Source organism: Streptomyces sp. NPDC037100 (assembly GCF_055606225.1).
On record NZ_JBVJSX010000006.1, the window covers coordinates 316,817 to 329,895 of the forward strand.

Annotated in this window: 12 protein-coding genes and 2 pseudogenes; 4 read left to right on the top strand and 10 right to left on the bottom strand. The window is 71.5% G+C overall.

The features are described 5' to 3' along the window. Positions 1 to 56: 56 nt before the first annotated feature. From ACZ7EG_RS21700 to ACZ7EG_RS21720, 5 genes are all read right to left on the bottom strand, one after another. Complete coding sequence (locus ACZ7EG_RS21700; RefSeq protein WP_471081150.1) at positions 57 to 641, bottom strand: GTP-binding protein; 585 nt, start codon at positions 639 to 641, stop codon at positions 57 to 59. Next, positions 628 to 987 carry a DUF742 domain-containing protein gene (locus ACZ7EG_RS21705; protein WP_471081153.1) on the bottom strand — a complete coding sequence of 120 codons (360 nt, stop codon included), beginning with the start codon at positions 985 to 987 and terminating at the stop codon, positions 628 to 630. Before ACZ7EG_RS21705 ends, ACZ7EG_RS21700 begins: the two co-directional genes overlap by 14 nt. Before the next feature lies 1 nt (position 988). Beyond that, complete coding sequence (locus ACZ7EG_RS21710) at positions 989 to 1,420, bottom strand: roadblock/LC7 domain-containing protein (RefSeq protein WP_020271575.1); 432 nt, start codon at positions 1,418 to 1,420, stop codon at positions 989 to 991. Positions 1,421 to 1,434: 14 nt separating this feature from the next. Continuing rightward, positions 1,435 to 3,933, bottom strand: coding sequence for a sensor histidine kinase (locus tag ACZ7EG_RS21715; RefSeq protein ID WP_471081156.1), 2,499 nt, complete (start codon positions 3,931 to 3,933; stop codon positions 1,435 to 1,437). 194 nt (positions 3,934 to 4,127) lie between these two features. After that, entirely contained in the window at positions 4,128 to 5,141 is a 1,014-nt protein-coding gene (locus tag ACZ7EG_RS21720; protein ID WP_471081160.1) for a substrate-binding domain-containing protein, read from the bottom strand. A gap of 286 nt (positions 5,142 to 5,427) precedes the next feature. On the opposite strand from ACZ7EG_RS21720, the pseudogene ACZ7EG_RS21725 reads away from it, so the two are divergent. Beyond that, positions 5,428 to 5,790 (top strand): annotated as a pseudogene (locus tag ACZ7EG_RS21725) (magnesium-translocating P-type ATPase); the annotation flags it as partial. 55 nt (positions 5,791 to 5,845) lie between these two features. Here the strand turns inward: ACZ7EG_RS21725 and ACZ7EG_RS21730 are convergent. The 3 genes from ACZ7EG_RS21730 to ACZ7EG_RS21740 form a co-directional block, all read right to left on the bottom strand. Beyond that, a complete protein-coding gene (locus ACZ7EG_RS21730) occupies positions 5,846 to 7,090 on the bottom strand; it encodes a cytochrome P450 family protein (RefSeq protein WP_471081163.1) in 1,245 nt (414 codons plus the stop codon). Positions 7,091 to 7,214: 124 nt separating this feature from the next. Next, complete coding sequence (locus ACZ7EG_RS21735; RefSeq protein ID WP_471081166.1) at positions 7,215 to 7,673, bottom strand: DUF6114 domain-containing protein; 459 nt, start codon at positions 7,671 to 7,673, stop codon at positions 7,215 to 7,217. Continuing rightward, complete coding sequence (locus ACZ7EG_RS21740) at positions 7,673 to 8,341, bottom strand: DUF6230 family protein (RefSeq protein WP_471081169.1); 669 nt, start codon at positions 8,339 to 8,341, stop codon at positions 7,673 to 7,675. Before ACZ7EG_RS21740 ends, ACZ7EG_RS21735 begins: the two co-directional genes overlap by 1 nt. 630 nt (positions 8,342 to 8,971) lie before the next feature. Here ACZ7EG_RS21740 and ACZ7EG_RS21745 point away from each other — a divergent pair. Further along, positions 8,972 to 9,613 (top strand): Tat pathway signal sequence domain protein, encoded by a 642-nt coding sequence (locus tag ACZ7EG_RS21745; RefSeq protein WP_471081172.1) that lies wholly within the window; start codon positions 8,972 to 8,974, stop codon positions 9,611 to 9,613. 15 nt (positions 9,614 to 9,628) lie between these two features. Here ACZ7EG_RS21745 and ACZ7EG_RS21750 read toward each other — a convergent pair. After that, positions 9,629 to 9,818 (bottom strand): annotated as a pseudogene (locus tag ACZ7EG_RS21750) (IS5/IS1182 family transposase); the annotation flags it as partial. A gap of 77 nt (positions 9,819 to 9,895) precedes the next feature. Here ACZ7EG_RS21750 and ACZ7EG_RS21755 point away from each other — a divergent pair. Both ACZ7EG_RS21755 and ACZ7EG_RS21760 read left to right on the top strand, forming a co-directional pair. Then, a complete protein-coding gene (locus ACZ7EG_RS21755; protein WP_471081175.1) occupies positions 9,896 to 10,219 on the top strand; it encodes a hypothetical protein in 324 nt (107 codons plus the stop codon). Positions 10,220 to 10,456: 237 nt separating this feature from the next. Continuing rightward, on the top strand, positions 10,457 to 11,659 hold the full coding sequence (locus tag ACZ7EG_RS21760) for a serpin family protein (RefSeq protein ID WP_471081178.1): 1,203 nt from the start codon (positions 10,457 to 10,459) through the stop codon (positions 11,657 to 11,659). 407 nt (positions 11,660 to 12,066) lie between these two features. Here ACZ7EG_RS21760 and ACZ7EG_RS21765 read toward each other — a convergent pair whose 3' ends face one another. Then, positions 12,067 to 13,002 (bottom strand): lytic polysaccharide monooxygenase, encoded by a 936-nt coding sequence (locus ACZ7EG_RS21765; protein WP_471081181.1) that lies wholly within the window; start codon positions 13,000 to 13,002, stop codon positions 12,067 to 12,069. Positions 13,003 to 13,079 lie beyond the last annotated feature (77 nt).

Consider the following 13,079-nt stretch of genomic DNA (forward strand, 5'->3'; position numbering starts at 1 on the left):
GCAACCCGGCCCGGACGACCGCGACCGCCCGGGCCGGCCGCTTTCGACAGCCGCCCCTACGTCTGCACCGCCGACGCGATCAACTGGTCGATCAGGGCGATCAGCACGTCCCGGCACGACTCCCGGTCCCGGGCGTCGCACAGCAGCACCCGGACGTGATCCGGCACCGCCAGCGCATCCCTGATGTCCTCGGGCGGATACGGGTGTTCGCCGTGGAAGCCGTTGACACCGACGACGAACGGAATGCCGCGGCGCTCGAAGAAGTCGATCGCGGCGAAGCTGGACTCGGGTCTGCGCACGTCGACCAGGACCACGGCCCCGAGCGCGCCCAGCGCCAGGTCGTTCCACATGAACCAGAACCGCTGCTGTCCCGGCGTACCGAACAGATAGAGCACCAGTTCCCGGCTGATGGTGATCCGGCCGAAGTCCAGGGCCACGGTGGTGGCCCGCTTCTCCTCGATGCCGTCGAGGTCGTCGATGCCCAGACCGGCCATGGTCAGGGGTTCCTCGGTGCACAGCGGAACGATCTCGCTGACGGACCCGACCATGGTGGTCTTGCCGACGCCGAAGCCCCCGGCGATGAGGATCTTGACCGTGTCGGGTGCCGAAGACGCGTCAGTGGCAAGGTCAGAGCCGGCCAAGGCCGTCCCTCACTTTCTGCAGCAGGTCCAGGTCCGGGGAGGTACGGGAGACCAGGCGCGGCGGACGGACGGTGATCCGGCCCGCCTCCAGCAGGTCGCACAGCATGATGACGACCACGCTCACCGGCAGATCGAGCCGGGCGGCCAGCTCCGCCACGGCGACCGGCTCGGCGCACAACCGCACGATCCGGGTGTGCTCGGGCTGGCACCGGACCGCCGTGGCGGGCTGCGGATCGACCGCCGTGACCGTCGAGATGAGCGTGAAGTCGGCGCGGCTGGGGCGGGTCCGGCCACCGGTCAGAGCGAACGGCCTGACGAGCCGGCCCGCCGGATCACCTACGTCCACCTCACACGCCAGGATCGACGACGGGGCCGGCCATGCCCCGAGGTGCCGCGCTGAGGTGCTCGCCGATCTTCTTCACCAGCATGTTCATCTGATACGCCACCACCCCGACGTCCGCGCCCGGCCCGGTCAGCACGACCAGATGCGCGCCGGGGCCGGCGGAGGTCAGGATCAGATAGCTGTTGGCCATCTCGATGAGCGCCTGGCGCACCGGACCGCCCCGGAAGTCCATGCTGACGCCCTTGCTGAGGCTCATCAGCCCGGACGCGGTCGCCGCGAGCCGTTCGGCGTCGTCGCGCAGGAATCCGGTGGACTTGCTGACCACCAGGCCGTCCTCGGAGAGGACCACGGCCTGGTTCACGTCGGCGACCCGCTCCACGAGTCCGGTCAGCAGCTGGTCGAGCTGGGTGTGCGTGGCGGGGATGGGGCGTGTCATTGCGGTGTCCTTCGTCAGCGGTCGGCGGGCGGAGTCGGGGCGACGGGATCGGCGGCGGCCTGCCGGGGCACCACGGCCGTCTCGTCGGGGTGGGGCGGCTCGGTGTCGTCGTCACGGGCCCGGAGCGTGCCGCGCTGGAAGCCGGCCAGGGAGGACGCGGCGGCCTCCGCGGTGAAGTCGTCGAGGGAGCCGTCGTCGACGGCCGGTGCGGCCTCCTCCCGCAACTCCTCCACCAGGCTGGTCTGCGGCACCCTGCGGGGGAGCGGGGCGAGACCGTCCCTGCGGGGGGCGACCTCGCGGCCGGCGGACGGGACGGCGGAGGCGGTGCGGGCCGTGACGAGGGGTCTGAGCTCGCGAACGGACCCGGCGGCGCTCCCGGTTCCCCCCGACGCCCCGGCGCGCTGCGGAGCCCCGCTCGGCTCGGCGTCTCTCGCATCCCGTCCGTCCACCGCGACCGGCCCGTCCTCCCGGGCGTCGCCGTCCGTCGCGCCGCCGTCCGTGCCTCTCGGGCCGGCCGGGGCCGGGAGCGCGTTCGGACCGGATGTGGACCCGGCGGCCAGCGGCTGCGGCGCCGCGCCGCCCGCCGGCTCCCGGACCACGATCTCGTGCGGGATCAGCACGATCGCCGTGGTCCCGCCGTACGGGGACGCGCGCAGGGTGACGGCGATGCCGTGCCGGTGCGCCAGCTGGGCGATGACGAACATGCCGAGGCGCAGGTCGTCGGCGAGCGCCACGACGTCGAACTGCGGGGGCACCGCCAGCTGTTCGTTGAAGGACGTGTAGTCCTGCTCCGACATGCCGAGGCCCCGGTCCTCGACCTCGACGGCCAGGCCCTTGGCCACCATCCCGGCCCGCACCGTGACGGAGCTCGGGGCGGGGGAGTACGCCGTCGCGTTGTCGATGAGCTCGGCCAGCAGGTGGATGACGTCGGCGACCGCGGGCGGCGCGACGCACACCTCCTCCTCGGTGAGCACCTCCACCCGCTGGTACTCGGCGACCTCCCCGACCGCGCTGCGCAGGATGTCCATCAGCGCCACCGGCTCGCTCCAGCTGCGGCCGGGCCGTTCGCCGCTGACGATGACCAGGTTCTCCTCGTAGCGGCGCAACTGGCTGGCTGTGGAGTCCAGTTCGTACAGGCCCTTGAGGATGTCGGGGTCGGTGTGCTCGCGCTCCAGCGTGTCGAGCTTGCTCAGCTGGAGGTTGACCAGGTTCTGGCTCTGCCGGGCAATGCCCAGGATGATCTTCTGGAAGCCGCGCCGGGTGTCGGCGAGTTCGACCGCGGTGTGCACGGCGGTGCGCTGGGCGGCGTTGAACGCCCGTGCCACCTGGCCGAGTTCGTCGTGTCCGTAGTCCAGGGGGGTGGTCGCCGACTCCGGGTCGACCGTCTCGCCCCGCTCCAGCCGCGCCACCACGTCGGGCAGCCGCTCCTGCGCGAGGCTGACGGCGGCCCGGCGCAGGCCGCGCAGCCGCCGGGACAGCGAGCGGGTGATCCGCCACGACATGCCGACGCACAGCAGCAGCGCGAGCAGCCCGCCGGCGCTCAGCAGGGCCGCCTTGAGCAGCAGGGCGTCCGCCTTGTCGGCGCTGCGCTGCAGCAGGCTCGCCGTCTGCTGCTCGATGAGGGCCGTGTACTGATCGGACAGCTTGCTCATGGCGGCGGACCACTGCTCGCGCGCGTCCGGCAGGGCGATCCGGCCGGCCGTGCCGCCGGCGTTGCGCGACGCCAGCACCCGGTCCTCGACGGACTGCAGCGTCTGCCAGTCCCGGCTCGCCAGGATCCGCTCGGTCTGCGTCTTGGCGCTGCCCGTCAGCTGCGGCATCACCTGGTCCTGGACCAGCCAGCGCCGGGTGTTCACCATCTCCGTGAACTGCGTCCACGTCTTGTCGTCCAGGTGCCCGGTCGGCCAGGCCAGGGTCAGCTGCGCGTCCTCCCGGGAGACCAGCTCCGCCGCGTGCTCGAGACCGATCAGCGGGCCGGCCTGCGAGGTGAGGTCGCCGTCGTCGACCTGGGACAGCTCCTGGAAGGCGTGGATCTGGTCGTCGATGATCGACGAGTACTGGTCCAGCGTCTGCTGCGCGGTGATGTCGCTCGGGTGGTCCACCTGGTCCCGGTAGTACTCCAGGCTGCCCACCGAGCCCAGCACCGAGTACAGCCGGTCGGATACGCGCGCGGGAGCCTTCTCGATCGCGTCCGCCTGCCCGATCAGCTTGGCCACCGCCTTGTCGGTCTCCTCGCGCTGGGCGTCGAGGGCCGCCCGGGAACCCTTCGCGGAGGCGAGCCAGGCGGCCGACAGGCTGCGTTCCCGTTGCAGCGCGAGCGTCGCGTCGGTGCCCATGGCGCCGGTCGACCGGCTGAGCTCCGTCTGGTCGCGCAGCCTGAGGCCCTCCGAGAACATCTGGATCGTCGTCACGCCCCACATCGCGGCGAGGGTGACGCTGGGCACGAGGGCCAGGAGCACCAGGGAGAGGCGTATGGAACCGAGGCGGCGCCGGGCACCTGTCCGTCGAGACATCGTCGTCCTAGGGCGATCAGCGGGGGGCGAGGAACGAGGAGGAGGGGGAGCGGTCGGGGGGTGTGGGGGACGGGCGAGAGGGTGGGGCCGCCCCGTACACGGCACATGGGATGCGCAGGATGTTATCCGTACAAGTGGACCTGCGGGCCGGGCCTGACCGAATCTTTGGCGACACCGTCACAGGAAACGCCCGGTCACCGGGTCCCGGCCGCCGCGAACCGCGCCACGGCGGACACGTTCGACCTGGTGACGAACGCCGGACCGGTGAGCACCGGCGCCGTCCCGCCACCGCTGACGTTGCCGTTGGTCCGGTACAGCCACAGGGCGTCCACCGCCAGGTAGCCCTGCAGGTAGGGCTGCTGGTCCACGGCGAACTGCACCTCACCGCTCTTCACCGCCTCGACCAGGTCCTTGTTCAGGTCGAATGTGGCGACCTTCGCCCGGCTGCCGGACTGCCGCACGGCCTTGACGGCACTGAGCCCGTACTGGGCGCCCAGGGTGACGACCTCGTCGATACTCGTGTCCTGCCGAAGCCGGGAGGTGATCGTGGCGGTCACCGCGTTCATGTCGCTGCCGTCCACGTACAGGTTGTCGGTGTCGCCGCGGAACGTCTTCCTCATTCCGGCGCAGCGCGCCTCGAGCGCGACGTTGCCCCGCTCGTGCACCACGCACAGGGCGTGCTCGGCCTTGACGTCGTCCAGCTTGTCGCCGACGGCCCGGCCCGCGACCGACTCGTCCTGGCCGAAGTACTCCAGCAGGCCCGCGGGCCGCCAGGCGTCGATACCGGAGTTGAGTCCGACGACGGGGATGCCGGCCGCCCTGGCCCGGGCGATCGGGCCCCGCATCGCCGACGGCTTGGCCAGCGTCACCGCGATGCCGTCGACCTTGTCGCGGACCGCGTCCCGCACCAGCCCGGCCTGCGCGACCGGGTCGGCGTCGCCCGCGTACGTCAGGTCGACGCCGTCCTTGGCGGCAGCCGTCTCGGCGCCCCTGCGCACCAGGTCCCAGAAGGCGTCACCCTTGCCGCCGTGGGTGATCAGGGCGACCTTCATCCCGCCGCCCGCTCCGCCCGCGGCGTCCCCGCCCGCTCCGTCGTCGGCCGCGCCGCCCAGGACGGAGCAGCCCGACACCAGCAGACACAGGGCGGACAGCAGAGCCGCGACACGGATGCCTCTGCCGGAGGTGTGAGGCGGGCAAGGAGTGTTCATGGGGGGCGGACCTCGCTGTGCGGCCGAGCAAGAGCAGGGTGAGAGTGCAGTCGGGGCCGCGGGGATGCACCGACCGATGACTCTCGCTGGCCCGGAGCCAACCGTGTGTGACCACTGGTCGTCAAGTGAGCGGCCACATGCCGTGAGGTGATGCTGCCGCATCGTGATGATCTGTCCGGCCGGTCGAACAAAGGGTGGCCGCGGATGCTCTCACCTCGGCTTTTCATACCGTCCGTGCGGTTCGGCCGCCCCGTGCGGACCGGCCTGACGACGTCAGGAACGCCACGGTGGGTCTTTCAGCCCCGCCTGGACTGAGGCGGCGCACAGGGCGAGGCAGGCGACGGAAGGGGCGGTGACGCCCCGCCGGTGCGCCCGCGCCCTGCGCGACCCCTTCACCGCCGTACTCCTCTGCCTGGGCCTGGTGTCCGCCGCCGTCGCCTCCTGGGGCACCGCCGTGGTGATCCTCGCCCTGGTCGCGGTCAGCTGTGTGCTCCGGGCGAGCGGGGAGCACCGGGCCGACCGGTCCCTGGCCGCCCTGCGCGAACTGGTCGCGGGCACCGCCACGGTGCTGCGCCGCACCGGCCCCGCCGGGCAGCCGGACTCCCTGGAGGTGCCGGTCGCCGAACTGGTTGTCGGCGACGTGCTCCGTGCTGAGGGCGCCGCGGATCCGTACTCCCCGGACGCGGCGCCCGCCGCACCGCCCGTCAGCCGGTCAGAACCGGCAGCGACCGATGTCCGTGCGAGATGAAGGAGTCCACCGGCGCCGGCCCGTCCGCCGGTACGGCGAGAGTGAGGCCGGGGAACCGGTCGAACAGCGCCGGCAAGGCCACGCGCGCCTCCAGCCGGCCCAGCGGGGCGCCCAGGCAGTGGTGGACCCCGTACCCGAAGGCCAGATGATCCTTCGAGGCCCGGGTGACGTCGAAGACGGCGGCGTCCGGGCCGTGCTGCTCCGGATCGCGTCCGGCGGCGGCGTACGCGGCGAGGATCGCCTCTCCCTTACGGATCACCGCGCCGTCCGGGCCGCCCAGTTCGCCCAGGGGGAGGTCCTCGACGGCGTACCGCAGCGGCAGGCTGGCCACCGGCGCCTCGGCCCGCAGGGTCTCCTCGATCACGTCGTCCCAGGAGGCCCGACCCTCGCGGACGTGCGCAAGCTGGGCGGGATGGGTGAGCAGCGCGTGGACGGCGTTGTCGAGCAGGTTGACCGTCGTCTCGTGACCGGCGCTGATCATCAGCATCAGCGTGTCGAGCAGCTCCTGCTCGCTGAGCCGCGTGCCGCTCTCCTCCTCGTGGGCCGAGATCAGCGCGGAGGTCAGGTCGTCGCCGGGCGCGGCCCGTTTCGCGGCGACGAGTTCGCCGAGGACGGCGTAGAACCGGGCGTAGATGTCGGCGACTTCGGCCGCGTCGGCCGAGGTGTGGAAGACGCCGTCCACCACGACCCGCAGCTCTGCGCCCAACTCCTCAGGCAGTCCGAGCAGTTCGCCGATGACCTGGATGGGAAGCGGATAGCAGAACTCCTCCCGCAGATCGACCGCGAGGCCGTCGGCCCCCGCCTTGGCGACGCGGTCGAGGAGCGCCGCGGTGATCTCCTCGATCCGGGGCCGCAGCGCGGTGGTGCGGCGGGCGGTGAACGCCTTGGCGACGAGGGTGCGCAGCCGTTTGTGCTCGGTGCCGTAGGCCGTGAACATGTTCCGCACCGCGACCCACGTGTACAGCGGCCAGTCCGGTGCGACCTCACCGTCGATCCAGCGCTGCCAGTGCCGGCGTGGGTCCTTCGACACCCGCGGGTCGGTGAGCAGCCGCTTCAGAAGCGGGGCGCTGCTGACCGCCCAGGCCGGGACGCCGTGGGGGAGTTCGACGGGTGTGACGGGTCCGCGCTCGCGGATCCGGGCGGCCTCGCCGTGGATGTCGCGGCCGGTCGGGTCGATCACCATCGGGCGGCTGAACTCCATCGGACTCTCCCTGGGCTGACGGCTGGTCGCGGGGCGCGCACACGCCGGTGGGGGAGCGCGCGACACGTCCAGCCAAGTGGCCGCGGCCGGGCGGCGCCAGGGGACGGAGGATCACTGACCTGATTCAGGCGGTCTGGCCGGTCTTCCGCCCCAGGGGCTGTGTCACGGCCTGCGCGTCCTTGGCCTGCCTGCGGCGCTGCCTGCGGCCGACGCGGGGTTCCTGGTCCGGGAGCCAGCCGAAGGCGAGGCAGCTGCCCACCATGCCCAGGAGCAGGCCGACGAAGAAGCCGCCGAGGTTGGAGGTCAGCCAGGTGCCCAGGGAGACCAGGACCCCGATGACCGAGTAGAACAGGCGCTGGGTGGGGTTGAAGAGGATCAGCACGCCGCACAGCAGCATCACGGCCGGGAGCAGGTAGCCGGCCAGTCCCTGCATGCCGACGTGCAGGATGACGTCCAGCGACGCCTTCAGCGTGAGCAGCACCTCGGCCCCGCCCAGGGCGAGCAGCAGCCCGCCCCAGAACGGGCGGCCGGCCCGCCACTGCCGGAAGGCGGGCCGGATTCCCTCGCGCGGACCGCGCGACATCAGCAACCCGACCCGCTGAAGCCCAGCTTCAGGCCGGGCAGCTTGAACACGCCTGCCGTCGTGGCGTAGTTGGTCTGCCGCAGGTTGGCGATGTGCACGGTGTCGGACTGCTGGCTGAACACGCCCTTCGGCCCGCGGCCCTTGGGGCCGGCCTTGGTCAGGGTGCTGGCGTCGTTGCCGATCTCGATGTTGTTGAACGCGGCATCACCGGTCAGCTCGGTGGAGTCGGTCGTCAGATCGCTGGCGGAGACCTTCTGCGCCCCCTCACCCGCCCTGATGACCAGGTTCGTGCCGCCCAGGTCCACGCTCTGGCACAGCTTGGAGAGCGTCGCGTTCTTGATCACGGACGTGACGACCAGCACCTGGCCGCCGGTGTCGCCCGCGTTGGGGCTGCCTTCGGCCATCTCGTCCAGGCCGCCGAACTGCGCGAAGCCGGTGCCGTTCAGCTCGGTCGCGGTGACGGTGAACGGCATGCCGGAGATGGCGAACTGCACGCCCAGAGCTCCCTCGGCGGTGAGGATCGCGAGGCCGGCGGCGGCCAGGGTGGCCGGCACCGCCATCACCGCGGCGCGGCGCGCGCGGACCCGCCCACGTCGCACGGGAGCGTCCTGGACGTCGGGGGCGGTGGCGCCGTCCGGTCTTTCGGGGGTGTGCTCGGCGGGGGTCATGTCTGCTCCAGGTGCATGTCGGTGCGGATCGGACTTCGGTGGCACGTTGCCCTGGCGCGGACATCGACCGCGTACGCACGTCCTTCGCAACTCCCGGCGGTTGCAAGGGCTTTCTCGTTACGCGGCAGTAGCCATCGAGGAAGTTACCGGGGGTTACATGAGGGGTCAAGAGAAGTGTGAACAAAGAGTGTCGATTGTGCGCCAGGGGTGAGCCGCCCATGCCCCGTAAGGCTCAGCCCACGTACAACTCCCCTGCAAAGCCTTGACGTTGACGGAGACGCAGGTCTACAACTCTCCTCGTCCCACCGGATCCGTGGCGCCGGATCCGTCACACGGCACATCCCCGTGTCCCGGACCCGCCCGTCCCGGTACGGGCAACTCGTCGCCCGGTGCGTCCGCACGGGCTTTCCCTCGCCCGAGCCCACGCCACGGCATGGCCGCTTCCCTGGCGCCGTGCCACCAGCCACCCCCCGCCCGGCCCGGCCGGAGGTCCCCTCCCGTGTGAACCTCCGGCCGGTGTCCGGCCTGCCGTCGCCGGCCCGTCGCGTACGGAGAAGGCGTGACGGGCCGGCAACGGCGGACGCCCGGCGCCACCCCCTCACCCCCCGCTATGGAAAGAGGTACACCCGCATGCGTACGCGCACCCTCCTCGCCCTCACCGCCGCCGTCGCCGCCCTGGGTCTCGCCGCCCCCGCCTCCGCGGCCGACACCCCCGTCCTGACCACCGCCGACGGCGCGGCCGTCGCGGTCGGCGACGTCCTCGACGCGTCCCTGGCGAGCGGCACCGCCGCCACCTTCTACTCCAGCGCGACCGGCACCAGCGGCATCTCCTGCACCAAGTCGGCGTTCTCCGCCGCCGTCACCGACAACCCGGCCGCCCCCGGCACCGCCACCGAGTCCCTGACCTCGCACAGCTTCGACACCAGCGGCTGCACCACCAACGTCGTCGGGGTGCTCGGCGTCAGCGGCATCACCGTCGACAACCTGCCCTACACCACCAGCGTGTCCTCCGGCGGCGCCGTCTCCGTCACCCCGGCCGCGGGCTCCACCGTCCAGTCCACGGTCAAGCTGCGCACCCTGCTCGGCAGTGTCACCTGCGTCTACCAGGCCCCCGGTCTGACCGGCACGGCGAGCAACGCCGACAACAGCATCTCCTTCACCAACCAGCAGTTCACCAAGGTGTCCGGCTCGTCGCTGTGCTTCGCCAACGCCTTCTTCACCGCCAAGTACGCCCCGGTGACCAAGGGCGGCGTCGCCGTCAACGTCAACTAGGCGATTTCGTCTGGATCATCGGGCAGACCACAGGAAGATGCCCGCGACGTGGAGTCCGGCCAGGTAGATGGTCGCGGTCTTCTCGTAGCGGGTGGCGATGCCGCGCCACTGCTTGAGGCGGTTCATGCACCGCTCCGACGGTGTTGCGCCGCTGGTAGGCCTCGCGGTCGAAGGCCGGTGGCCTGCCGCCCCGGCTGCCCCTCGCATCGGGCGGCCGGGGCTCTTCTGCGCTCCGGACCCGTCGGTGCCGCCGCCCGGGCGGCCAAAGGTCATGTGGGCGAGATGGAGGACCAGACATACCCCCGCACCTTCCACACCGCGACGGTCATCGAGAGCACAGGCGACTGCGTCGTCCTGTGTCACGCCCACCACCCCTGGATCGCATTCGCTCAGGAGCGCCGGGACTGGTACGCGGAGGAGTTCCTCACACCGCCACCGTGGGCTCATGCCTTTGCTGACCTGGGGTTCGTAGTGCTTGATCGCGCACAGCTCACTCTGTCACTCGCAGACATCGACGTCTCGGTCCTCACCAAAGGCGAGTGGCGCCAAGTTCGCTCCTACGGCATCACCACATTGGGCGGAGTGCTCTTCAACGCATGGGACTGACAGGCAAGGAGTACTCAGTGCTCGACGCCGGACGATGAACGTCAAGCTGAGTACGTACTTCTGAACTTTCGTCCTCGGGACCTGATGCACAGGGTGGATCCGGGTTGGTCGGATGAGTGCCCTGAGCCAGGGGCCCGAGATGGGGGGCACGGGTAGCGTGCTTCTGGAGCGGATGGCGGCGGCCTTGAACCGTCGTACGGCTTGGCGCGGAGTTGGCGCGCTGACGATGGGGGTGGAATGGGAGTCGCGACGTCGACGGTCCGTGCGGTGAACGGGTTGACCGCGCGGTGGGCGGGTGTCTCAGAGGACGGTACGGCGTTCTCGGCGGCGGGGGTGTGGCCGCTGCTGGCCCATCTGGCGGGCGGAGCCGGGGGCGCTGCGCGGGCTGAGCTGGCGGAGGCTCTCGAGCTTCCCGCCGGGCAAGCGACGGAGGCCGCTCGCGAGTTGCTCGCCGCGATGGGCGCCATGCGGGGACTGGCCACAGCTCTGGGGCTGTGGACGAAGCGCACGCTGGAGTTGAGGCAGGAGTGGGAAGCGGGCCTGTCGGCCGACGCCCACGGGGTGCTCACCGGGGACCCTGTGGCTGACCACCAGGCGCTGGACGCCTGGACGGTGAAGCGGACCGGCGGGCTGATCGACCGTATGCCGGTCTCGCTGACCGAGGACACACAGATGGTGCTGGCCAGCGCGCTGACCATGCGCACGCAGTGGCTGCGCCCCTTTCACGAGGTGGAGTTGGAGACAGCGTACGAACCCTGGGCCGCCAAGCCGCGGCTGGGGCTGCGGCGCTCCAGTGCCGTGCTGGAACGGGTCGCGGTGGCGGACACACCCGGCGGACACGTCACCGAGCTGAGGGTGCTGGGCAGCAATGCCCTGGACGTGCACCTGCTGCTCGGTGAGGAGGAGATGAAGCCGGGGCAAGTGCTGGGAGCCGGGGTCGACATCCTCGCCGGCCGGTACGCGGTCCTGCCGGGGACGCGGCTGCCCTACGGGGAAGTGGGCCCCGGCCTGCGGGTGGAGAAGGTGCGCTGCACGCGGCCCGAGCCGCCGTCGCTGGAGGTGACCACCGTGGCGTACCACATGAAGGCGAGCCACGATCTGCTGAAGCTGCACCGGTTGTTCGGACTCACGACGGCACAGGACGCCTCGCGCGGGCACTTCCCCGGCATCAGCGAGTTCCCACTCGCCATCGGGTCGGCCGAGCAGAACACCATGGCGAAGTTCGGCGCGTTGGGTTTCGAGGCCGCCGCCGTCACGGCGTTCGACGTAGTCGCCGGGGGCCTGCCCGACCGCCGCTACGTCACCACAAGGATCAACGCCGCCTTCGACCGGCCCTTCGGCTTCCTCGCCCTGCACCGCCATACACGGCTCGTGCTGACGGCAGGCTGGGTCACGGAACCGTTGACGCTCCCCGAGTATGACTGGGAGGACGAGCGGTGAGCGAGACGACGACGCACACCGTCCGCGCGGTCAGCAAACCGTCGGCACGCGACTTCAAGTGCCAGCCGCTCTCGGGGCGCGCCCTGCTCTCAGCGGTGCCCGCACGTCGACTGCTCGGGTCCTCCCACCCGCGGGGTGCTCTCAGGCCGTGGTCGAGCGCAGCCGTGGCAGCCGCGTTGCCGTCTCGTGTGCGAGACGAACCGGACGATCACGCCGGTCCGGCGGTGGACTGACCACGAAGATCCAGCTGGTGGCCGACGGCCGCTCCTCAAGCAGTGGCGCGCCATCGCCACCCGCTACGAAGGGACAGCCACGATCTACCTGGCCGGACTCCACACAGCAGGCATCTTTCTGTGGTCCGCACGGTGATCCAGACGAGAGTCCCCAGGCGGCTGCCGGGCGCTGAATCAGCGCCGCCGCAGTCGTACGGCCAGGGCGGCGCCGCCGGTGAGCAACAGCACCGCCGCGGCGCCGCCCGCCAGCACGGGTGCGGACGGCCCGGAGGCCGGGCCGGAGGTGGTGGCCAGCGGCGTCTGGTCGCCTTGAGGCGCGGGCCCGGAGGAGTGCGCGGCGGGGCTCGCCGCCGGCTTCTGCTTCTCCTTCGCCTTCTCCGGCTCGCTCTTCTGCCCGGCCTCCCTCTCCTCAGGCTCCGCCGGCTCCTCCTGCCTCTGCTCCTTCTCCTGCTTCCGCGGCTCCTTCTTCGTCTCCGGGAACACCACGTCCGAGCACGAGTAGTAGGTGTCCGGCGTGCTGCTGTTCTGCCAGACCGTGTACAGCACATGGCGCCCGGTGCGGTCCGACGGCAAAGTCGCCTCGAAGCGGTACGCGCCGTCCGTCAGTGCCGGGTCGGTCACCTGGGCGAACGGCTTCTCGGGCAGGTCGGACCAGGACAGCGGCCCGGCCGCGTCGTAGCCGGGCTTCGTCAGATACATACGGAACGTGCCGGTGTGCGGGATCGTCGAGACGTACCGCATCCGCAGGGTCGCGCCGGGCGTCATCCGGGTCGACGGCCAGTCGGCGCGGGCGAGATCGAGGCCACGGTAGGCGGGCAGGCCGCCGCTGCACAGCTTCCCGTCCGGGACGACCTCCCGGTCCCGGCCGTTCACGTTCGCCACCCGCAGGTTGTCCCACGCCGTGAAAGGCGCGCCGTTCGCCGCGACGGCCGCACGGCACGCCGCCGTGCCCGTGCGGTCACCACCCTCCGGTGAACAGGCCACCACCCGGCTCACCGGGTCCGTCGGAGCACCGTGCGCCCGGGCCGGCCCCGCCGCCCACAGCGGCAGCAGCAGCGGGGTCAGGAGCGCGGCCGCGAGTGCGGTGCGGTGTGCGGTCGTACGAGGCATCCGTCTGCTTCTCCTCGGCCCGGGCGGCGACGTTCGGTAGTCCAGTACGGGAAATCGGCCCGACGCGTTCATCACGC